Origin of the sequence: Marinobacter adhaerens HP15 (assembly GCF_000166295.1) — a bacterium.
GTDB lineage: Bacteria > Pseudomonadota > Gammaproteobacteria > Pseudomonadales > Oleiphilaceae > Marinobacter > Marinobacter adhaerens.
In genome coordinates this window covers 394,577-414,994 of record NC_017506.1, presented here as the reverse complement: position 1 = coordinate 414,994, position 20,418 = coordinate 394,577, and the positions used below count along the sequence as shown (strand labels likewise).

Here is a 20,418-nt window from a genome sequence, read left to right as displayed (position 1 = left end):
CTGTGCGTCTGGTCAGCGTTGCGCATCCTGCGTTTGCGCTGCTTCTTCTGTCAACGACACCGGGGCCAGTTTTAACCCCGTCAGCCGTTCTTCCTGCTCCCGCGCACCATTCCCGTTGCGGTCTGCAAATTCCGTTGTCACTGCCCAGGCCAGAGGCTGTTCTTCATTGGCTTGCCGACCATCTATGGTTATTGGCTGCCCTGGTTTATAAATTAACCAGCCTTTGGGCGCGTTTTCTGTTTCTTTTTGTTCTCTGGCCCGGAAGCACCAGGTGGCCGGCGCCAGTTGTTCGGCCTGGCACTGCCCTTTGTAATTGCCCCACTGGTGTTCCACCAGCTCAAACGGGTTGATGCCCCGGTGCTCCGCAAGCCGCCCGCCGCGGCTCAGCATCACTTCTGCACCCTTGATGACCAGCGCCGATCTCAGCTGGCTGATCACCATATTGGCGGCCCGTTCCTCGGCGTTTCGTGCTTCCCGTTCGAGCACACCGAGCAGAAACCACCACAGAACGCCCAGCACGATGACCACGACTGCCAGACGAAACTTGCGGGAAAGCGCGTACCCGCTGGCGTCCGCCTGCTTTGCCGCTGGCACTCAGCCCCGCCCCATGGCGGCGGCCCCCAGGTCCCAGATCGGGAGAAACACACCCAGTGCCAGAATCAAAACCAGAATGCCCATGGCCACAATCAATATTGGCTCAATCGACTCCGCCAGCCGCTTGAGGCCGTAGTCGACATCCTCATCGTAAAAATCCGCCACGTTATTGAGCATGTCGTCCACAGAACCGGTTTCCTCACCCACGGCAATCATCTGAAGAATCAGCGGCGTGAACATTTCACTGTGCCGGGCGGTTCGGAGCAGGCTTTCGCCTCGCTCGATGCCGGCCCGCATATCCTTGATGTGGCTCGAGATCCACGCGTTATCGGTTGTGTCTGCCACCACAGTTAATGCGGTTGTCACGGGCATACCCGCGGACAGCATGGTGGCAAAGTTCCTCGAAAATCGGCTGAGTGTTATCAGTTCCAGCAGCGGTCCGATAATCGGTAACTTGAGTTTGTAACGATCCCAGGTCAGCCGCCCCTGTTCCGTTTGTTTCCACTGCCGCAGCAACAGCCCGCCAGCGGCGACCGCAAACAGCATCACGTACCAGTAGGCCAGGAGGAAATTGGAGGTGCCAACCAATACCTGGGTCAGAAACGGCAAGTCTGCCCCCAGCTTGTTGAACACTGACGCGAATTTCGGGATAACCAGAAAGTTCACGATCATCAGAGCCGATAACAGGGCAATGATGACAAACATCGGATAACGCATGGCCTGCTTCAGGCGCCGCTTGGTATCCCGCTCCAGCTCGAGAATTTCCGACAGGCGCCGGAAGGCGTCGTCCAGCATCCCGGTGTTCTCGCCTACGTGGATCATGGCAATGAACAGCTCCGAGAAGACTTTGGGATGCGCCTGCATGGCCGTCGCCATGGTGGTGCCGCCTTCAAGCCGTGTGGTCACATCCTCAAGCACTTCCGCCAACACCGGCGAGCGCGTTGTCTCTGCCAGGCCACGCATGGTTCGGATCAGGGGGATGCCAGCCTTGGTCAGCGCATGCATCTGGCGGCAGAACACAATCAGCTCATCGAGGGTGACCTTCTTCCGGAAGATCGGCAGACGATTCAATCGATCAATGACCGATTCCGTTTCCTGCACCTCCCGGATAGCGAGCGGAGTAATACCCCGGCGCATCAGTTCGGTGGCAGCGGCATCGGCATTCGGAGCGCCCAGCAAACCCTGCTGGACACCGCCACGATCATCCTTGCCCCGGTAGCTGAACTGCATCAGGCGCCTCCCCCGATCGGTTCATCCGGCAGGGGAATGTCATCCTCGGGCGAGAACTCGCCCTCGGATGTGGCGGCCACCCGCGCCACCTCTTCCAGTGTCGTCGTGCCCTGCAGCGCAAAGTCCATGGCGCACTGCCCCAGCGGCCGATACAGGGGACTCAGACGGGCCGCTTTGGTGAACTCCGAGACATCCTGGCGTCGAAGAGCATCCAGCATCGCCTCGTTCATTTCCAGCATCTCGTAAACGCCGATCCGGCCCTTATAGCCGGTGTTGCTGCACTGGTAACAACCACGACCATGGACGAAACCTGCCTCCAGATCCAGAGGTTCCAGATCAAAGCTGCGCAGCCAGACCAGCTCCTGTTCGCTGGGCGTGTAGGCCTCGGCACAGTTGTCACAGACTCGCCGCACCAAGCGCTGGGCGACAACACCAAGCAGGGAGCTGGCCACCAGAAAGGGTTCCGCGCCCATATCGATCAGCCGCATGGCACTGCTGATGGAGTCGTTGGTGTGCAGGGTGGAGAGCACCAGGTGGCCGGTCATGGCCGCCCGCAGGCCGATTTCCACGGTTTCGCGATCCCGCATCTCGCCCACAAGGATCACGTCGGGATCCTGACGCAAGGCGGCCCGGAGAACATTGGCGAATTCCAGGCCGATCTTCGGGTTCACCTGCACTTGGGTAATCCGGGGCAGACGGTATTCCACCGGATCCTCGGCAGTGATGATTTTTACTTCCGGGCGGTTGAGCTCGGTCAAAGCGCCATAGAGCGTCGTCGTTTTACCGCTACCGGTGGGACCGGTCACCAGGATCATGCCATGGGGTTTTTTGATCATCCGGCGGAACCGTTCCAGCAACTGAGCTGGCATCCCCGTTCCGTCGAGGTTCAACATGCCCTGGCTCTGGTCCAGCAAACGCATCACCACGGATTCGCCGTACTGAACAGGCATGGTGGAGACCCGCACGTCGATACTGCGGCCCTTCACCCGCACGTTGAAGCGCCCGTCCTGGGGCATCCGCTTCTCGGAGATGTTCAGGCCTGCCATCAGTTTCAGGCGCAATACCAGCGCGGCATTAACCCGCTTTTCCTTCATCACCTGTTCCTGCAGCACACCGTCCACCCGCTGCCGGATGCGTACCACAGTCTCGTCCGGCTCGATGTGGATGTCCGAACTGCGCGCTTGAACAGCATCCTCGAATAGCGTTTGCAGCAGTTTGACCACCGGCGCTTCAGCGCTTTCGGATTCGGCGGAAAGGTCCGCCAGGTCGAAGGCATCGTCGCCCAGTTCGTCTTCCAGCTCTTCCGCCAGCGACGCAATCTCATCGGTACGCCGGTACACCAGGTCCAGAGTGTTCAGCAGCTCGCTTTCCCGCACCACGGCCTGTTTGATGGGCTGCTTCAGAATGCGGACCAGCTCATCGTAGGCAAAGATGTCCAGAGGGTCCGCCATGCCCACGAGCAGTTCGCCACTATGCTCCGCCAGCACGATACTGCGGAACCGACGGGCCATGGCTTCCGGGAGTTTCTTTACCAGCTCGTTGTTGAACTGGTAGTGACGCAGCTGAACAAAAGGTACATCGAGCTGACGGGACAGGATATTGAGCAGGCTGTCTTCGTCCACATAGCCAAGATCCGTCAGCGTCTTGCCAAGCTTGCGACCGGTACTCTTCTGCTCGCGCAGGGCCGTCATCAGCTGCTGCTCAGTGATCACGTCATTCTGAACCAGCAGGTCGCCTAACCGGACTTTCTTTTTTGGCTCTGTCGTCATCATCCCGCCTGCAAAGATTTCAGTCGTTCACGAACATAATCCGCCAGGGAAGGCGAAAGCCCGGGTAACTGGGCGGCCTGGCTGTAGGCCCGAACCGCACTATTGACTTCGCCGCCCGTCTCCAGGGCAATCGCCAGGCCCACCCACCAGGCCGCGCGGCTGTCGTCCTCGGCAATCAGGGCCGACCAGTGTCGGGCGGCCTCGGTATTGCGGCCTGCCTGCTGCAGCAAGGTTGCCAGGGTTACCCGATACTCCACGTTCTGGCGCACAGCGGGCACACTGAGCTCAAGGGCAGCGATTGCGTCAGGCAACCTGCCCTTGGCGTGCAGCGCCCGGGCCCTGAGAAGCCGCAGACCGGCATCACCGTTCGTCACCGATTCCGGAAGCCATGCCAGTGCCCTGTCCGGCATTTCCTGAACCAACATCTGACGCGCGAATACTTCCCGGCTGGCAATCGCCGCCTGAGTCGCGGCCAGTTCCTGCAATTTTTGCTCGGCTTCCCGGGTATCCCCTCTTCTGAGTAAAGACGCCAGTTCGCGGCTAACCCGGCGATCGATAGCTTCGGGCGTCTCACGGACCTGCTTCACCGACGGCGTTGGTGCCTCTGTCTCCTGGGCAGGTTTGCTCTCTGCCACCACGGGCTCACTGACAGCGCCTTCAGGCTCGGAAGCCTGACGTCTGACCGGTTCGGGCGTTGGCTCTGACACGACCGTCTCGGCTGCTTCCCTGGCTTTGGGTTCAGGCTGTACCACGGCAGGGGGCTCAGGAGCTGGTGGCAGCTGGCTGACCGGCTCATTCTCGATCCCGGACACAACTTGCTCGATGGTATCTTGCCCACCACCCACAGACTGAGAATCAATTGAACTCTTTTCGGTTCCGGCATCCTGATCAATTGGCGGTGCCATGGTGGTTTTCGGCGCTGGCGAGGCGATCACCTCAACAGGCATCTCTTCACTGCCGGTCCGAGTCATGAACCAGAAGACAGACGCGCCAACCAAGCCCGCGGCGAAGAGCAATACGACCGGCCAGAATACGGAACGCGGGCGGCCCAGCGATTGCGACTGCCCGGCATAGGCCGCGGCCACCTCCGGTCGGTTCTGACGTTGTTCTGCAGCACGCAGGGCATCGTTCAGGAGGCTCATAACCACCTCCCGATAAGGCCCGGCACCCGTACGCTTTCGGTGTCGCGAATGGCCTGCATGGCATGGCCCCGCTCGATGAGGCGGTCGCCCCGGCCCCAGGCCGCCAACATGGACTTGTGGGCAAGAATATTAACCAGCCTCGGAATACCACCGGAAGCCCGGGTAATCAGACGAAGCGCACCCGGCGCAAAAAGATCAGCGCCGTTATAGCCGGCCTGCGCCAGGCGATGCCGCAGATACTGGGCAACCGAATTCCGGTCCAGGGGCGTCAGGCGGTAATGAAAGGTGATGCGTTGATTCAGTTGGCGCAGGCTCTGCTTTTTTAGCAGTACATCAAGTTCCGGCTGGCCAAACAGAACCACCTGAAGCAGCCGGACACTCTCGGTTTCCAGGTTCGTTAACAGACGCAACGCCTCGATGGTTTCCTCCGGCATGGCCTGGGCCTCGTCAATCACCAACACGACCGGCTTCTGCGCCATGGCATGGCTGATCAACTTTTCGTTGATGGCCTTGAGGACCTGGTGGGCATTGGCGCATCCGGACATATCCACACCCAGTTCTTCGGCTACCGCCTCGTAAAGGGTATCCGGGGTAAGCTGCGGGTTGGGGATATACGCAGTCTCGGCAATAGGCTCCAGTTCGCTAAGCAGCAGCCGACACAGCAGGGTTTTGCCAGTACCGACTTCTCCGGAGATCTTGATGAAGCCCTCACGCTCTTTCAGAGCCACCAACAACAGTTCCAGCGCATCGCCATGGCTGGGCGCCCGCAGAAAATAGCGGGTATTGGGCGTCAATGCGAACGGTGCTTCCTGCAGTCCGAAATGGGATTCGTACATGCTATCGAACGGCTTTCTCCGGTTCCGGTGTGACGGATTCAGATGACTGCAGCAACTCGCGCAGCACATTCATGCGCTCCCGGCTGGCGGACACGTCCGCGTTCATCTCCGGCGTTCCGGCCACAACCGGTCGCAGAAGGATGACCAGCTCACTCTTGCGCGACTGGAATCTCCGCTGCTTGAACAATTCGCCCACCAGCGGGATCTCGCTGAAGAAGGGAACCGCGGAATTGTTGTCCTCACTGGAGTTCTGGATCAGACCACCGATCACAACGATCTGGCCACTCTCGGCGCGGATCACGCTGTCGGTTTCACGAACGGTGCTGCTGGCCAGGGGCAGCGTGACGTCCCGCTCGCCAATGGTGATCACCTTTTCCTGATCGGTCACCTCACTGACGGAGGGGTGTACATGCAGGGTGATCACACCGCTTTCAGAAATCTGGGGAGTGACATCCAGCGAAATGCCCGAGAAGAACGGGGTCAACTCCACGGAGGTTGATGTTGAATCTGTGGCTGTAACGGCGGAGTTGTTGTCATCAAAATCAATATCGGTGACAAAAAAACTCGTCGGTACCGACTTTGATGACCGCCTTCTGGTTATTCACCGTTGAAATCCGTGGGCTGGAGAGAATCTGCACATTGCCCTGCTTCCCGAGCAGCTCGATCAGGCCGGTAAAATCGCCGGCGCGCACGCTGGCAGAAAACAGGCCTCCGATATCGGATGTCTGAATAACCTGGCCCGCCAAAGCCTGCGCGGTGAAATCCTCCGGCAAACCATCCGAGGCGGTAATGCTGGACGCGCTCTGGATATCCGACCAGTTGATGCCCTGCTGGTAGCCCTCGTTAAGCGCGATCTCCAGAATCTTGGCTTCCAGGATCACCTGACGCTGCATAATCAGCTCAGTGCGGCGAAGGTACTCCTCAACCATGCGCAAATCTTCGGAACCGGCCCGGACCATAACCAGGCCGGCACCCGGATTGACAATCACCTGTTGGCCATCACCGCCACCGACAATCATGCTCAGGGCGCTTTGAATGTCTTTCCAGAAATCCGACGCCGTTTCCGTGGAAATGGTGGTTCCCACCAGGTTGCGGGTCTCGCCGGAACCAGTGCTGTCGCCATTGCTATTGGAGTTACCGGAACTGCCACTGCGCGCGCCCGTCACCTGCCCGGAACTTACGCGGGTCTCGGAGCCGCCCTTGCGTTTGAAATGCAGGTAATCAATGGGGAACATCCGCGTCTGGACCTGATCCGCCTGAACACGGAACAGCCGGCCATTGCGGCGGATATCCAGGCCATACAGGTCACCGGCTATATCCATAACTTCCGGTACGGTGACATCACCCAACCGGAGATCGATGCTGGTAGTGACATCGGGATGGACCACCACGTTGTAACGGGTCCCCTCGACCAGCGATTCAAAAAAGCTTGCAGCAGGCACTCCCCGGGCATTGACGTCAAAACGTTCGTCCAGATCCGCGCCGCCGGACAGTGACGGCAGCAATGCTGCGCTTACGTCCGCAGGTAAAGGTGCTGAAGCCTCGGTGGATGCTGGCGCCGCCGGTTTTGGTTGCGTGGCCTCTTCAAGGCTTTGGTCAATAGCGTCCGCAGCATCGGTTGAGGTAGCCGTTGCCGACCGCATCAACGGATTGTTGCTGCACGCCGTCAACACCAGGCTCAACGCCAGTGCACCTGTGATTTTAATGGTTGTCATGAGTATCCGATTGTCTGTCATTGAGTTCCCCGAACCTGCGGAAGTCTCTCCAGGTACAACACCCGTTCGCGGCCGTTATCCGTGACCAGAACCCGATTGGCGTAGATCCGGATAACCCGCACGTTGTCAAAACCCTGGCCTTCCCTGAGGGCCTCACCTTCGATTACGGCGACTCGCCTGTCCTTGCTGAAAAGAATGGAATCCAGAGCCAGTGACCGCTCTGGCGCCGGCTTGGCAGCTGTGGCCTGCGGGCCGGGCGGCGGCCGGGTCGGATCCTGCAGTGCATGGGCCGGGCCCGCACAAAAAAACACAGAGCCGAGCGCCATGCCAAACCACCAACTTGCTTTCTTATTCAGGCGTCTGCTCATCTCATACCCCCAGCCAGGCCTGATCCAGGCTCAGTGTTTGCACCCTGATGACCGCCTCTCCCGAGGGCCAGTCTCCCGCGCTGTATTCCAGCCTGATCCAGCCGAGGCGCTCATCCATTGCCTCCAGCCGCTGCAGGTAATTCAGTACATCGAGGTAGCTCCCTTTGATCCGGAGCTCGACATCGTGGGCATACAGCAGTGGCTCAGGCGCAGCCTGCGACTCCTGAGACGACTGCTCCGGTGCATCCGGTGCGAAAACCGGGGTTGGAGTCTGTAACTCGAGTGCCTGCAACTCCAGCGATTCCTGGGCCGCCAGAATATTCCTGAGCAGTGCCACCATCGCTGTGGGCGCGATCAGTTGCCCCGTGGTATCCGCGATCTGCTGATTGAGCCGTTCCAGTCTCTGTTGCCGGGCGTTTAGCTGATTGCGCAACTCCCGGGAGGGATCGGTCGCGAGCTGTGCGTTAAGCGTCTGTTGCTGCGCAAGCAGGTCATCCCGACTGCTGGACAGCATCTGGAGGCGATTCTCCAGGTTCTGATGCCGTTGCTGCAACGGCGTAACCGCAAGCTCCCAGACGACAACCAGGACAAGCACCAGCGCCGTCAGCAGAATCAGTGCCCGCTCGCGAATCGGGCGCAGGTTATACCACTGCGCCGCTCGTGCCAGGGAGGTGTTGGACGCATCCGCCATCAGTTGGTCTCCCCGTCGCGTTTACTGGACACATGAAAATCAATCCACCGGCCCTCGTCCGACCGTGACAACCGGAACGCACCAAAAGTTTTTCCGGCAAAAGCCGCCTCGTCGCCCAGATTTTCAAGGTATCGAGGCACCAGAGCGCCATCACGGCTACGCCCCTCAATGGTGACTTTGTCCGGGGCCGACTCGAGAATAACGTCAGTTAGCCAGACGTCTTTCGGGATCTGCCGGGCCAGAGCTGACAATTGCGGCGAAAAATTGCGGCCTTCCGAGAGCACGAGACTCTCTACCCGTTCCAGCAAACGCTGGCGACGAGCGAGGGTCTGGGTTACACGGTTCAGAGCCTCCTCCACTTCCGCATCCGGCTGGCGAGCTTGAACCGCCGCTGAAAGCTCCGCCACGGCTTGCTCAAGCTGCTGATTCTGCCGGTCCAGGCGCGAGGCCTTGTTGGCCATCACGGAGTTCTCGTAAATCAGGAAACCGGCCACGAACGCCACCAGCAGCAACCCCACTAGCAGAACACCAACCGCCGTCCCCGCCTGTAGCCTCTCCTTATGCGGGCGAAGCTCGTCTGTATACAGATTGACCTGCTGGATCATGGGCGACCGTCCTCCGGCATTGGCAAGCATGCGCTCCAGGCAGGCAGGCAACGACTGTCCAGATCGGCCTGAAGGCCCAGGGCGTTCCAGTCGAGGGTTTCGATACCAGCGGCTACATAGGAGGACAACATGGAGGCAAGTGGCAGGACACTGTCGCGGGCGACAAGACGGATCATCGCCGGCGGAACCTGGCCCAGCTGGCTTTCGTAGTAGTCGAGGGAACGCTGCATTTCCAGAGCCAACGACTGAACGGCCGATTCCTGACGGGCCGCATCACGCAGGTCTTCGGAGGTCACATCCAGTTTGCGCGACAGATACAGGGTATTGTCTCTGCAGATCACCATCTGGCCGTAATTGTCTTTCAGATGAACCAGTGCTGCCCCGCGTCGATTCTCATCCAGCCGGCACACCAGGTTTCGCAATGCCAGCTCGGCGATATCAATGCGCTCAAGCTCCAGGCCCGCCTCCTGAACCAGCCGAACCAGTTCCGAGACCAGAACTTTCCTGGCCGCGACTACATTAACCAGCTCACCTCGCCCACGGGATGCGTCCCGGGGAAAGGGAAACACATCGGAAACGGCTTCGGACGGACTGAAGTCCAGAAAATCTTTCAACTTCCACTTGAGAGCATCGCCCAGTTCCGATTCCTCGATGCCTTCCGGGCGATCCATCTGGAACACCTGATACTGGTCCAGAGGGAGCACAAGCGTCGTCGCTGCGCCGGACCAACCTTCACTTTCCACCAAGGCGGCGAGGGTTTCCAGACGCCTCGCAGGCAGACAATCACTGAAGCCCGATCGCCCTGCTTCAGACCCGGCTGATTCCGCCCAGGCAATGCCGTCCGGACGAATCTCAAGACATACCCGCAGACGTGCCCCGGAGTGCCTGAATAGGCCGGTCAATTTTCGTAATATCGGTGTCTTTGTCATGGGGTCCGCAAAAAGGATCCGAAGGCCACTCGCCAGCCTCGCGTGACTATTGTATTGCCCAAAAAACCGGCATTTTTCGCAATGGATTACATAATAGATGAGAAAGCGAACGTAACTCCACGTTTTTTTGGCTGATTTCACACCGTTTTTGCAAGTCAGTAACAATAAAGCCCCCGCGATGCGGAGGCTTTATAGAGTTCGGATGCTCAAATCCCGTTTGTCTCGTGGGGAGAGTCAGAACGGAATGTCATCATCAAAGTCGTCAACCGGTTCGGGCATGCTGCCCTGCGAGGGCTGGTTACTGTAGCCACCGGATTGCGGTGGCGGATTGTTCTGCTGTCCAGCCGGCGCGTTGTAGCCGGACTGCTGAGGCCGCCCTGCCGGCGCGCCCTGGCTCATTCCGCCTTCGCCGCCACGGCTGTCCAGCATCTGCATCTGGCCATTGATATCCACCACAACCTCGGTGGTATAGACATCCTGCCCTTCCTTGTTCTGCCATTTGCGGGTCTGAAGCTTGCCCTCAATATAAACCTTCGAGCCCTTTCGCAGGTACTGTCCCGCAACTTCGGCGATCTTACCGAACATGACAACCCGGTGCCATTCGGTTTTCGGCACCAGCTGACCGGTCTGACGATCCTTGTAGCTTTCGTCTGTTGCAAGGTTCAGGTTTACTACGGCATTGCCGTTGGGGGTGTAGCGGGTATCCGGGTCCTGCCCCAGATTACCGATTAGGATTACCTTGTTTACGCCTCGTGCCATGTTCTGCTCCTGACTCTGTTTTCAGGGACGCCCGCGTTCCGTGCGAGCCTCCGGATTTCAAGAATGGTTAGCCTGCCGGACAAAGGAAAAGTCCGCAAGTAACGCTTCATCAAATTGCTGACGATCCACCTTAAGATAGGCGGTGGCAGCGTCTTCCACAATCACCACATCCTGAACACCCGGAAGGCGGCGGAGATTGTTATCGATGTCGTCGTACTGGTCGTTCATTACCTGCTGCAACTGTACCACGAAACTTGTGGTGTGACCGGGCGCGGGCATGGTGAGCGCTATCAGCAGCCAGAGGCCCAGCACTACCACCATGAACCAGAGCACGCCCTGCAGCCCGGCTACCTCCAGGAGGTAGCCGCCGAATGCGCCCCCCAGAAACGCACCCATGAACTGGGAGGTGGAGTAAACCCCCATTGCCGTGCCTTTGCTTGCAGCCGGCGCCTCCTTACTGATCAATGACGGCAGGCTGGCCTCGAGCAAGTTGAAGGCCATGAAGAAGAAAAACAGCACAGCCCAGGCCGCAACCAGGCTGCTCGAAACACCGGTAAACCCGGCAGTAGCCAACGTCAGCAAGGCAATTGCCCCACAAAGCACGGGTTTCATCCTGCGTTTTTTCTCGCCAATGATGATGAACGGCACCATGGCGAAGAAAGACGTGACCATCACGCTCAGGTAAAACCACCAGTGTGAACTGCTGGCAAGGCCAAACTGCTCCTGAAGCATGGAGGGAAACACCAGAAACAGGGCGGTCAGCACTAGATGCAGTGCGAAGATACCGAAATCCAACCGGAGAAGACGACCGTCTGAAAGCACGCGCCCCAGCATCTCCCGGGCAGGATGCGTGTCGGGGCTGGTCTTGTGCTGATGGGGCGTCGGAACCACGCGGTTGACGATCACCAGCGCCACCACGGCCAGTGCTGCCGTGGTGTAGAAGATCCCGGACAGTCCCCACCAGGCTCCGAGAAGGGGCCCAAGAACCAGCGATACCGAAAACGACAGGCCGATGGTAATCCCTACCGTTGCCATGGCCTTGGTCCGCTCTTCTTCGCGGGTCAGGTCACTGAGCAGCGCCATCAGCACACTGGCGATCGCACCGGCGCCCTGAAGAATCCGACCGGCAATTACAACGTATATGGAGTCCGTGGCTCCGGCCAGCAAACTGCCTGCGGCAAAAAGTACCAGCCCGATATAGATCATGCGCTTTCGGCCAACCCGATCAGACAGCATGCCGAAGGGAATCTGCAACAGGGCCTGACTGAGTCCATAGGCGCCTATAGCGAGACCCAGCAGTGCGGGCGTTGCATCCTTGAGATCTTCGCCCAGCAACATGAATACCGGCAGCACCATGAACAGCCCGAGCATGCGCATGGCGTAAACAGACGCCAGGGCGAATACGGAGCGTTTTTCCAGCGCATTCATGGCAATTACGTACCTCAGCCGGGGTTGAAAGCGGTCAGATTGAGGGCAGATACCCATCGCAGGCGGCGCATTGTAACAGAAGGGGCGCTGACGGGGGACAACCCGCGTGATGCTGGCCCCGGTATCATTTTCGCCGCAGCGGGCCCAACGCGGTATAATTTTCGTTTTTATCCGAGCGAGGTGTTATGGACCATATCCAGATCAAAGGGGCACGAACCCACAACCTGAAGAACATCGACCTGGATATGCCAAGGGACAAACTGATCGTGATTACCGGCCTCTCCGGTTCCGGTAAATCGTCCCTTGCGTTCGATACGCTCTATGCTGAAGGGCAGCGACGTTATGTGGAGTCGCTGTCTACCTATGCCCGCCAGTTTCTCTCGATGATGGAGAAGCCGGATGTGGACCATATCGAAGGGCTGTCGCCAGCGATATCCATTGAGCAGAAGTCCACTTCCCACAACCCTCGCTCCACCGTTGGCACCATCACGGAAATCTACGATTACCTGCGCCTGCTCTTCGCCCGCGCCGGGGAGCCCCGGTGCCCCGACCACGGCCAACCCCTGGAAGCGCAGACCATCAGCCAGATGGTAGACCAGGTGGTGGCCATGCCAGCGGACAGCAAACTGATGATTCTGGCACCGGTAATACGGGATCGGAAAGGCGAACATCTGCAGGTTATCGAAACCATGCGCAGCCAGGGCTTTATCCGCGTTCGGGTGGACGGCACGGTTTATGACATCGACGATGTGCCGGCCCTGGACAAAAAACGCAAACATCAGATTGATGTGGTCGTCGATCGGTTCAAGGTCAAGCCAGGCCTGGAGCAGCGGCTTGCCGAGAGTTTCGAAACCGCCCTGGACCTGGCGGACGGGATTGCCCTTGTGGCGCCCATGAGTGGTGAGGGGGAAGAACAGACCTTCTCCGCCCGTTATGCCTGCACCCAGTGCGGCTATGCCCTGAGCGAGCTCGAGCCGAAACTGTTTTCCTTTAACAACCCTGCGGGTGCCTGCCCTACCTGCGACGGACTGGGTGTTAAACAGTTCTTTGATCCCGAAAAAATTGTCCAGCACCCGGAAGCCACTCTGGCATCCGGCGCCATCAAGGGCTGGGATCGCCGGGCCGTCTATTACTTCCAGATGCTGGGCAGCGTGGCAGATCACTACGGCATCGATCTGGAAACGCCCTGGGCGGATCTCCCCGAGGATTTTCGCAACGTGCTGCTGTTCGGCTCGGGCGATGAGGATATCCCATTCCGTTATGTGAATTCCCGTGGCCATATCATGGAGAAGGCACATCCATTCGAGGGCATTCTGCCAAACCTTGAACGGCGCTACCGCGAGACCGATTCACAGAGCATGCGGGAGGAGCTCGCCCGCAATCTGAGCACCCAGCCGTGCAAAGAATGCGGCGGCTCACGACTGCGCCGCAGCGCCCGCCACGTTTTTATCGAAGAGCACAATATTTCCGATGTCACCCATCTCCCGGTGGGTGACGCACATGATTACTTCGAAACCCTCGCGCTACCGGGTCGAAAAGGTGAGATAGCCGAAAAAATTCTGAAGGAAGTGCGGCAGCGCCTTCAGTTCCTGGTGAACGTCGGGCTGGAATACCTCACGCTTGAACGAAGTGCCGATACACTCTCAGGGGGTGAGGCGCAGCGTATTCGCCTGGCAAGCCAGATCGGCGCCGGGCTGGTAGGCGTCATGTACATTCTTGACGAACCCTCCATCGGCTTGCATCAACGGGACAATGACCGGCTTTTGGCCACCCTCACCCATCTCCGGGATCTGGGCAATACCGTGATTGTTGTCGAACACGATGAGGATGCGATCCGCGCTGCAGATCATGTCATTGATATCGGACCGGGTGCTGGCGTTCATGGCGGCAAGGTTATCGGCCAGGGCACACCGCAACAGATCATCGACAACCCCGATTCGCTTACCGGGCAATACCTCAACGGCACCCGGGAAATCGCCATTCCCAAACAGCGCAACAAAGGCAGCGGAAAAACTCTGACACTGTCAGGTGCTACTGGCAACAACCTGAAAGACGTTACGCTCGATTTGCCCCTGGGCATCATGACCTGCGTCACCGGTGTATCCGGGTCTGGCAAGTCCACGCTGATCAACAGCACCCTTTATCCGGTGGCTGCCGCCAAACTCAACAAGGCCACCAGCCTCAACCATGCCCCCTACCAGTCACTCAAAGGACTGGACCACCTGGACAAGGTCATCGACATTGACCAGAGCCCCATCGGCCGTACCCCCCGCTCGAATCCGGCCACCTACACCGGCCTGTTCACTCCCATCCGTGAACTCTTTGCCGGAACACAGGAGGCACGTTCCCGGGGTTACAAACCTGGCCGATTCTCTTTCAACGTCAAAGGTGGACGATGCGAGGCATGCCAGGGCGACGGCGTGATCAAGGTAGAGATGCATTTCCTGCCGGATATCTACGTGCCCTGCGACGTCTGCAAGGGAAAGCGCTACAACCGGGAAACCCTGGAAGTGCGCTACAAGGGCAAAAACATCAACGAAGTACTGGAAATGACCGTTGAGGAAGGGCGCGAGTTCTTCGATGCCGTGCCTTTCCTGGCCCGCAAGCTCCAGACCCTGATGGATGTGGGCCTCTCCTACATCCGACTGGGGCAGAGCGCAGTGACGCTCTCGGGCGGCGAAGCCCAGCGGGTTAAACTGGCCAAGGAGCTCTCCAAGCGGGATACCGGCAAGACACTCTACATTCTCGACGAGCCAACCACCGGCCTGCACTTCTACGACATCCAGCAACTGCTGAATGTCCTGGAAAGGCTCCGTGACCATGGCAACACCATCGTGGTCATCGAACACAATCTGGACGTGATCAAGACAGCCGACTGGATTGTCGACCTGGGCCCCGAAGGCGGCTCTGGCGGCGGCCAGATCATTGCCGAGGGAACGCCGGAGGAAGTCGCCGAGAACCCCGCTTCTCATACAGGCCGCTATCTGAAGCCAATGCTGACGAAGTCATTGGCGGGCAAGAAATAGCTCTGTCGGCAAGGGGGTGGGGGTTTATTTTCTGCCGGAAAAAGATGTCTGAGCGAAGCGAGTTATTTTTCCAAAGAAAATAAACCCCCACCCCCTGGCCAGCCACCTAACCTCCAAGACTAAGAACTTCCTAAAACCCAGACACAAAAAACCGGGAACCTTACGGAACCCGGTTTTTTGTGGTTGGCCAAAGCCGAAGGAATTAATCCTCGTCTTCGTCCACCTCTTCCGCTTCGATATCCAGCGGACGACCGACCAGCTCAACGAATGCCATAGGGGCATTGTCGCCAGCACGGAAGCCACACTTCAGGATACGAAGGTATCCACCCGGACGCTCATTGTAGCGAGGACCAAGCTCGTCAAACAGCTTGGCAACCGCTGCATCGTCACGCAGGCGTGAGAACGCCAGACGACGATTCGCGACCGAATCATTCTTGGAAAGCGTGATCAAAGGCTCAGCTACCCGACGAAGCTCTTTGGCTTTCGGCAGCGTTGTTTTGATCAGCTCGTGTTCAACCAGTGACGCAGTCATGTTACGGAACATGGCCTTGCGATGCGCACTGGTCCTGCTGAACTTACGACCACTCTTACGATGACGCATTGCTCTGATTCCTTACCTTAAACTAATCGGCGATTAACCGCCCAGAACCCGGTCGTCGCCACGAAGGCTAGCCGGCGGCCAGTTATCAAGACGCATGCCCAGTGACAGACCACGGGACGCCAGAACGTCCTTGATCTCGGTCAGCGACTTTTTACCAAGGTTAGGCGTCTTCAACAGCTCAACTTCTGTGCGCTGGATAAGATCGCCGATGTAGTAAATGTTCTCAGCCTTCAAGCAGTTAGCTGAACGCACTGTCAATTCCAGATCATCAACCGGACGCAACAGGATCGGATCAATTTCTTCCTCTTCCTCAACGCGCTCGGGCTCTTTCTCATGATCGAAATCGACAAACACCGCCAGTTGCTGCTGGAGGATGGTGGCCGCCCGGCGAATTGCTTCTTCCGGGTCGATCGTGCCATTGGTCTCCAGGTCGATAACCAGCTTGTCCAGATCGGTCCGCTGCTCTACCCGTGCACTTTCCACGGCGTAAGCCACACGACGAACCGGGCTGAATGTTGCATCCAGCTGCAGGCGTCCGATGGCGCGAGTTTCGTCCTCGTCAAGACCGCGCTGGTCCGCCGGCTCATAGCCGCGACCGCGTGCAACACGGAGACGCATGTTCACTTCACCATTCTCGCTAAGGTGACAGATCACGTGCTCCGGGTTGGCAATCTCGACGTCATGATCCAGCTTGATATCACCGGCTGTCACAACGCCCGGGCCTTTCTTGCTGAGCGTGAGCTCGGCATCGTCCCGACCGTTCATTTTTACGGCTACGCCTTTGAGATTCAGAAGAATCTCAATGACGTCTTCCTGGACACCCTCAATGGCGCTGTACTCGTGCAGGACACCGTCAATCTGCGCTTCAGTCACGGCGCAGCCCGGCATCGAAGACAAGAGAATCCGGCGCAGTGCACTGCCCAGAGTATGGCCAAAGCCCCTTTCCAGAGGCTCAAGCGTAACCTTGGCACGTGTGGCGCTTGATTCCTTCACGTCAATGGTACGAGGTGTCAATAACTCATGTACTGAACGCTGCATAGACGCCCCTATCTGCTATCGTTGCTAACTGGGCTTTACTTGGAGTAAAGCTCGACGATGAGGTTCTCGTTGATGTCGGCCGGCAGTTCAGTACGCTCGGGTACTGACTTGTAAACGCCGGACATCTTGTTGGCGTCGACCTCTACCCAGCTCACCGGTGCACGGCTTGCAGACAGATCCAGTGCGCCTCTAACACGCAGCTGGTTCTTCGCCTTTTCACGCACGCTCACAACATCACCCGGCCGGACCTGGTAGGACGGAATATTAACCGTCTTGTCGTTGACCAGGATCGCCTTGTGAGAGACGAGCTGACGGGCTTCTGCACGGGTAGAACCAAAGCCCATGCGGTATACAACGTTATCGAGACGACCTTCCAGCAGTTGCAGCAGGTTTTCACCAGTTGCACCTTTGCCTCGGGCGGCCTCTTTGTAATAGTTGCGGAACTGCTTCTCGAGAACGCCGTAGATACGACGAACTTTCTGTTTCTCACGAAGCTGTACGCCGTACTCGGACAGACGACCGCGACGCGCGCCGTGCATACCCGGCGGAGTCTCGATGTTGCACTTGGAATCGAGCGCGCGAACACCGCTCTTCAGAAAAAGATCTGTCCCTTCACGACGAGACAGCTTGCACTTCGGGCCTATATAACGAGCCATAATTCACTGTCTCCTGTGTTAGACGCGGCGCTTCTTGGGCGGACGACAGCCGTTGTGGGGAATCGGCGTCACATCTGTGATGTTGGTGATCTTGTAGCCACACGCATTCAGCGCGCGAACTGCAGACTCACGTCCGGGCCCAGGACCCTTAACCTCTACGTCCAGGTTTTTAAGGCCGTATTCAGCAGCCGCATTACCGGCTCTTTCAGCTGCTACCTGCGCAGCAAAAGGTGTACTCTTGCGTGACCCACGGAAACCGGAACCACCAGAAGTGGCCCAGGACAGGACGTTGCCCTGACGGTCAGAAATGGTCACGATAGTGTTGTTGAAGGACGCGTGAATGTGCGCGACGCCATCAACAACCGTCTTTTTCACCTTTTTACGGGTACGTGTACCTGGCTTTGCCATGTTTGCCTACCTGTTACTTACGAATAGGTTTGCGTGGACCTTTACGGGTGCGTGCGTTGGTCTTGGTGCGCTGGCCACGGACCGGAAGGCCATGACGATGACGCAGACCACGGTGGCATCCGAGATCCTTCAAACGCTTGATGTTCATCTGTACTTCACGACGCAGATCGCCTTCGACAGACACCTTGCCCACTTCAGTACGAAGTGCTTCAAGCTGCTCGTCGCTAAGGTCTTTGACCTTGACGTCCGGCTTGACGCCGGTTGCATCGCAAAGCTTCTGGGCTGTGGTCTTGCCAACACCAAAGATGTAGGTCAGCGAGACAACAGCATGTTTGTGATCGGGTATATTGACACCGGCTATACGTGCCATCCAAATTACTCCGCGTTCAAAGCTTTGCTGTGTGAATTTTCCGCCACAAAAAGGGCGCGAAATAATAGCGCCTGACCCCGCATGGAGTCAAGCGCCATCATTCCGAAACCCTACAATGTCAGGAACGATTCCTCTCGGAATCAACCCTGGCGTTGCTTGTGACGAGGCTCCGAGCAAATGACTCGTACCGAGCCATTGCGACGAATTACTTTGCAGTTACGGCAAATTTTCTTTACCGAAGCGCGTACTTTCATTGTCGACTCCAGTTTTCAAGGGGAACGGGATTAACCGTTCCGACCATAGCCCTTGAGATTGGACTTCTTCATCAGTGATTCATACTGATGGGACATCAGGTGCGACTGAACCTGCGCCATGAAATCCATCACCACGACTACAACAATCAGCAGAGAGGTACCACCCAGATAGAACGGTACATTCCCGGCCACCATCAGGAACTGAGGGAACAGGGAAACTGCTGCAATGTACATTGCACCGAACAGCGTCAGACGGGTCAGAACACCATCGATATACTTGGCAGTCTGATCACCAGGACGAATGCCCGGAATAAACGCTCCAGAGCGCTTGAGGTTATCCGCAACTTCCTTCGGGTTGTACATCAGGGCTGTATAGAAGAAGCAGAAGAAAACCACTGCTGCTGCAAACAGGATAATGTACAACGGCTGGCTCGGCGCCAGAGCCTGGGATACATCGCTCAGCCATTCCATACCCTCACCCTGACCAAACCACTGCCCCAGCGATGCCGGGAAGAGCAGAATGGAAGACGCAAAGATGGGCGGAATAACACCGGCCATATTTACCTTCAGGGGAAGGTGACTGGACTGCTGGGCGAACACCCGGCGACCCTGTTGCCGCTTGGCGTAATTGATTGTCAGCCTGCGCTGCCCGCGCTCCATGAAGACCACGAAGCCGATAACAGCAACCGCAAGAACACCAATACCGAGCACGACCAGCAGGCTCATCTCACCATTTCGGGCCTGCTCGAGCGTCTGACCGATCGCACCGGGAAGCCCGGCGACGATACCGGCGAAGATCAGCAGGGAGATGCCGTTACCAACACCCCGCTCGGTGATCTGCTCGCCAAGCCACATCATGAACACGGCACCACTCACGAATGACACAACCGCCACAAAGTGGAAGCTGAAGCTGTCATTGAAAGTGACACCCTGAGATGCCAGACCGACAGAAATACCAAAACCCTGAACCAGGGCCAGGATAACCGTACCATACCGTGTGTACTGGCTGATCTTTCGACGGCCAGCCTCACCTTCTTTCTTCAGCTGCTCAAGCTGCGGACTAACCGCAGTCATGAGCTGCATGATGATAGAGGCCGAAATGTACGGCATGATACCGAGAGCGAAGATACTCATGCGCTCAAGCGCACCACCGGAAAACATGTTGAACATGCTCAGGATTGTGCCCTGGTTCTGTTCAAACAGTGCCGCCAGACGGTCGGGGTTGATACCCGGCACCGGAATGTGGGCACCAATCCGGTACACCAGCAATGCCAGGAAGACAAACCAGAGCCGCGATCGCAGCTCTGCCAGTCCTTTACCCGCGCCCGCAGGCAATGATGCGTTCTTGGCCATTTAGTCCTCGACTCGCCTTAGTCTTCGACTTTACCACCCGCGGCAGAAATTGCCTCGCGCGCGCCTTTGGTTACCCGAAGTCCCTTCACAGTTACCGCGCGGCTCAGTTCGCCGGACATGATAACCTTGGCTTCGCGAATCTCTCCGCGAATAATGTCTGCCTTTTTCAGGGCTTCCAGATCCACCACATCGCCTTCAACCTTCGCCAACTCGTTCAGGCGAATTTCAGCAACGTAGCGCTGCTGACGGGAGGTGAAGCCAAACTTCGGCAGACGACGGGCCAACGGCTGCTGACCACCCTCGAAACCGGGCGCTACACTGCCGCCGGAGCGGGCTTTCAGACCCTTGTGACCACGACCGCCGGTTTTACCGAGACCGCTACCGATACCACGACCGACCCGCTTGGGGGCCTGGCGTGAACCGGGTTCCGGACTAAGTTCGTTCAGACGCATCTTAGTTCTCCTCAACCCGAACCAGGTAATCAACCCGGTTGATCATGCCGCGGATGGAAGGGGTATCTTCCACTTCCACGGTGTGACCGATTTTACGAAGACCCAGGCCCTTCACACACAACTTGTGCTTGGGCTGGCAGCCGATGGGGCTGCGGGTCAGAGTTACTTTGATCGTTTTTGCGTTCGCCATGACT

At 57.9% G+C, this 20,418-nt stretch carries 23 protein-coding genes; 1 reads left to right on the top strand and 22 read right to left on the bottom strand.

Features of this window, described 5'->3' with window-relative positions; translation table 11 throughout:
- Positions 1-12 precede the first annotated feature (12 nt).
- The 13 genes from HP15_RS02090 to HP15_RS02035 all read right to left on the bottom strand — a co-directional run bounded on the left by HP15_RS02090 (position 13) and on the right by HP15_RS02035 (position 12,066).
- Positions 13-594: a hypothetical protein gene (locus HP15_RS02090; RefSeq protein WP_014575979.1), complete on the bottom strand. Its 582-nt coding sequence runs from the start codon at positions 592-594 to the stop codon at positions 13-15.
- On the bottom strand, positions 595-1,824 hold the full coding sequence (locus tag HP15_RS02085; RefSeq protein WP_014575978.1) for a type II secretion system F family protein: 1,230 nt from the start codon (positions 1,822-1,824) through the stop codon (positions 595-597).
- Positions 1,824-3,593: a GspE/PulE family protein gene (locus HP15_RS02080; protein ID WP_041644932.1), complete on the bottom strand. Its 1,770-nt coding sequence runs from the start codon at positions 3,591-3,593 to the stop codon at positions 1,824-1,826. The genes HP15_RS02085 and HP15_RS02080 overlap by 1 nt, the downstream gene beginning before the upstream one ends.
- The gene (locus HP15_RS02075) at positions 3,593-4,735 is read right to left on the bottom strand and encodes a tetratricopeptide repeat protein (RefSeq protein ID WP_014575976.1); all 1,143 of its coding nucleotides are present in this window, start codon (positions 4,733-4,735) and stop codon (positions 3,593-3,595) included. Before HP15_RS02075 ends, HP15_RS02080 begins: the two co-directional genes overlap by 1 nt.
- Positions 4,732-5,571, bottom strand: a complete 840-nt coding sequence (locus HP15_RS02070) for an ExeA family protein (protein WP_014575975.1) — start codon at positions 5,569-5,571, stop codon at positions 4,732-4,734. The genes HP15_RS02075 and HP15_RS02070 overlap by 4 nt, the downstream gene beginning before the upstream one ends.
- A 1-nt stretch (position 5,572) precedes the next feature.
- On the bottom strand, positions 5,573-6,061 hold the full coding sequence (locus HP15_RS22515; protein ID WP_264641931.1) for a type II secretion system protein GspD: 489 nt from the start codon (positions 6,059-6,061) through the stop codon (positions 5,573-5,575).
- A gap of 52 nt (positions 6,062-6,113) precedes the next feature.
- Positions 6,114-7,286 (bottom strand): pilus (MSHA type) biogenesis protein MshL, encoded by a 1,173-nt coding sequence (locus HP15_RS02065; RefSeq protein ID WP_227499688.1) that lies wholly within the window; start codon positions 7,284-7,286, stop codon positions 6,114-6,116.
- A 17-nt stretch (positions 7,287-7,303) separates the two neighbouring features.
- Positions 7,304-7,654 carry a hypothetical protein gene (locus tag HP15_RS02060; protein ID WP_014575973.1) on the bottom strand — a complete coding sequence of 117 codons (351 nt, stop codon included), beginning with the start codon at positions 7,652-7,654 and terminating at the stop codon, positions 7,304-7,306.
- 1 nt (position 7,655) lies between these two features.
- Positions 7,656-8,345: a type II secretion system protein GspM gene (gspM, locus tag HP15_RS02055; RefSeq protein ID WP_014575972.1), complete on the bottom strand. Its 690-nt coding sequence runs from the start codon at positions 8,343-8,345 to the stop codon at positions 7,656-7,658.
- Complete coding sequence (locus HP15_RS02050; protein ID WP_041644930.1) at positions 8,345-8,950, bottom strand: PilN domain-containing protein; 606 nt, start codon at positions 8,948-8,950, stop codon at positions 8,345-8,347. Before HP15_RS02050 ends, gspM begins: the two co-directional genes overlap by 1 nt.
- Entirely contained in the window at positions 8,947-9,879 is a 933-nt protein-coding gene (locus tag HP15_RS02045) for a type IV pilus biogenesis protein PilM (RefSeq protein ID WP_227499687.1), read from the bottom strand. Before HP15_RS02045 ends, HP15_RS02050 begins: the two co-directional genes overlap by 4 nt.
- Before the next feature lie 234 nt (positions 9,880-10,113).
- Positions 10,114-10,638, bottom strand: coding sequence for a single-stranded DNA-binding protein (ssb, locus tag HP15_RS02040; RefSeq protein WP_008174919.1), 525 nt, complete (start codon positions 10,636-10,638; stop codon positions 10,114-10,116).
- Between the two features lie 57 nt (positions 10,639-10,695).
- Positions 10,696-12,066, bottom strand: a complete 1,371-nt coding sequence (locus HP15_RS02035; RefSeq protein WP_014575969.1) for an MFS transporter — start codon at positions 12,064-12,066, stop codon at positions 10,696-10,698.
- Positions 12,067-12,251: 185 nt separating this feature from the next.
- Between HP15_RS02035 and uvrA the strand changes: the two genes are divergently transcribed.
- Positions 12,252-15,092 carry an excinuclease ABC subunit UvrA gene (gene uvrA / locus HP15_RS02030; RefSeq protein ID WP_014575968.1) on the top strand — a complete coding sequence of 947 codons (2,841 nt, stop codon included), beginning with the start codon at positions 12,252-12,254 and terminating at the stop codon, positions 15,090-15,092.
- A gap of 202 nt (positions 15,093-15,294) precedes the next feature.
- Here uvrA and rplQ read toward each other — a convergent pair whose 3' ends face one another.
- From rplQ to rpmD, 9 genes are all read right to left on the bottom strand, one after another.
- A complete protein-coding gene (rplQ, locus tag HP15_RS02025) occupies positions 15,295-15,693 on the bottom strand; it encodes a 50S ribosomal protein L17 (RefSeq protein ID WP_008174913.1) in 399 nt (132 codons plus the stop codon).
- A 33-nt stretch (positions 15,694-15,726) separates the two neighbouring features.
- On the bottom strand, positions 15,727-16,731 hold the full coding sequence (locus tag HP15_RS02020) for a DNA-directed RNA polymerase subunit alpha (RefSeq protein WP_008174911.1): 1,005 nt from the start codon (positions 16,729-16,731) through the stop codon (positions 15,727-15,729).
- A gap of 35 nt (positions 16,732-16,766) precedes the next feature.
- A complete protein-coding gene (gene rpsD / locus HP15_RS02015; protein ID WP_041644928.1) occupies positions 16,767-17,387 on the bottom strand; it encodes a 30S ribosomal protein S4 in 621 nt (206 codons plus the stop codon).
- Between the two features lie 18 nt (positions 17,388-17,405).
- The gene (gene rpsK, locus HP15_RS02010) at positions 17,406-17,795 is read right to left on the bottom strand and encodes a 30S ribosomal protein S11 (RefSeq protein ID WP_007153992.1); all 390 of its coding nucleotides are present in this window, start codon (positions 17,793-17,795) and stop codon (positions 17,406-17,408) included.
- Positions 17,796-17,808: 13 nt separating this feature from the next.
- On the bottom strand, positions 17,809-18,165 hold the full coding sequence (gene rpsM, locus HP15_RS02005) for a 30S ribosomal protein S13 (RefSeq protein ID WP_014575963.1): 357 nt from the start codon (positions 18,163-18,165) through the stop codon (positions 17,809-17,811).
- A gap of 140 nt (positions 18,166-18,305) precedes the next feature.
- Positions 18,306-18,419: a 50S ribosomal protein L36 gene (gene rpmJ / locus HP15_RS21825; protein ID WP_008174902.1), complete on the bottom strand. Its 114-nt coding sequence runs from the start codon at positions 18,417-18,419 to the stop codon at positions 18,306-18,308.
- 30 nt (positions 18,420-18,449) lie between these two features.
- Positions 18,450-19,772, bottom strand: coding sequence for a preprotein translocase subunit SecY (gene secY / locus HP15_RS02000; protein ID WP_008174899.1), 1,323 nt, complete (start codon positions 19,770-19,772; stop codon positions 18,450-18,452).
- A gap of 17 nt (positions 19,773-19,789) precedes the next feature.
- Complete coding sequence (rplO, locus tag HP15_RS01995; RefSeq protein WP_014575962.1) at positions 19,790-20,224, bottom strand: 50S ribosomal protein L15; 435 nt, start codon at positions 20,222-20,224, stop codon at positions 19,790-19,792.
- 1 nt (position 20,225) lies between these two features.
- Positions 20,226-20,414 carry a 50S ribosomal protein L30 gene (rpmD, locus tag HP15_RS01990; protein WP_012139786.1) on the bottom strand — a complete coding sequence of 63 codons (189 nt, stop codon included), beginning with the start codon at positions 20,412-20,414 and terminating at the stop codon, positions 20,226-20,228.
- Positions 20,415-20,418 lie beyond the last annotated feature (4 nt).

Coding starts and splice junctions, on each gene's coding strand:
- rpmJ (WP_008174902.1), bottom strand. CDS start 18,419: ATGAAAGTACGCGCTTCGGTAAAGAAAATTTGCCGTAACTGCAAAGTA.
- HP15_RS02050 (WP_041644930.1), bottom strand. CDS start 8,950: ATGATCCAGCAGGTCAATCTGTATACAGACGAGCTTCGCCCGCATAAG.
- HP15_RS02020 (WP_008174911.1), bottom strand. CDS start 16,731: ATGCAGCGTTCAGTACATGAGTTATTGACACCTCGTACCATTGACGTG.
- rpmD (WP_012139786.1), bottom strand. CDS start 20,414: ATGGCGAACGCAAAAACGATCAAAGTAACTCTGACCCGCAGCCCCATC.
- HP15_RS02035 (WP_014575969.1), bottom strand. CDS start 12,066: ATGAATGCGCTGGAAAAACGCTCCGTATTCGCCCTGGCGTCTGTTTAC.
- rpsK (WP_007153992.1), bottom strand. CDS start 17,795: ATGGCAAAGCCAGGTACACGTACCCGTAAAAAGGTGAAAAAGACGGTT.
- ssb (WP_008174919.1), bottom strand. CDS start 10,638: ATGGCACGAGGCGTAAACAAGGTAATCCTAATCGGTAATCTGGGGCAG.
- HP15_RS02070 (WP_014575975.1), bottom strand. CDS start 5,571: ATGTACGAATCCCATTTCGGACTGCAGGAAGCACCGTTCGCATTGACG.
- HP15_RS02045 (WP_227499687.1), bottom strand. CDS start 9,879: ATGACAAAGACACCGATATTACGAAAATTGACCGGCCTATTCAGGCAC.
- uvrA (WP_014575968.1), top strand. CDS start 12,252: ATGGACCATATCCAGATCAAAGGGGCACGAACCCACAACCTGAAGAAC.
- rplQ (WP_008174913.1), bottom strand. CDS start 15,693: ATGCGTCATCGTAAGAGTGGTCGTAAGTTCAGCAGGACCAGTGCGCAT.
- HP15_RS02060 (WP_014575973.1), bottom strand. CDS start 7,654: ATGAGCAGACGCCTGAATAAGAAAGCAAGTTGGTGGTTTGGCATGGCG.
- HP15_RS02085 (WP_014575978.1), bottom strand. CDS start 1,824: ATGCAGTTCAGCTACCGGGGCAAGGATGATCGTGGCGGTGTCCAGCAG.
- rplO (WP_014575962.1), bottom strand. CDS start 20,224: ATGCGTCTGAACGAACTTAGTCCGGAACCCGGTTCACGCCAGGCCCCC.
- HP15_RS02075 (WP_014575976.1), bottom strand. CDS start 4,735: ATGAGCCTCCTGAACGATGCCCTGCGTGCTGCAGAACAACGTCAGAAC.
- HP15_RS02065 (WP_227499688.1), bottom strand. CDS start 7,286: ATGACAACCATTAAAATCACAGGTGCACTGGCGTTGAGCCTGGTGTTG.
- rpsM (WP_014575963.1), bottom strand. CDS start 18,165: ATGGCACGTATAGCCGGTGTCAATATACCCGATCACAAACATGCTGTT.
- gspM (WP_014575972.1), bottom strand. CDS start 8,345: ATGGCGGATGCGTCCAACACCTCCCTGGCACGAGCGGCGCAGTGGTAT.
- rpsD (WP_041644928.1), bottom strand. CDS start 17,387: ATGGCTCGTTATATAGGCCCGAAGTGCAAGCTGTCTCGTCGTGAAGGG.
- secY (WP_008174899.1), bottom strand. CDS start 19,772: ATGGCCAAGAACGCATCATTGCCTGCGGGCGCGGGTAAAGGACTGGCA.
- HP15_RS02080 (WP_041644932.1), bottom strand. CDS start 3,593: ATGACGACAGAGCCAAAAAAGAAAGTCCGGTTAGGCGACCTGCTGGTT.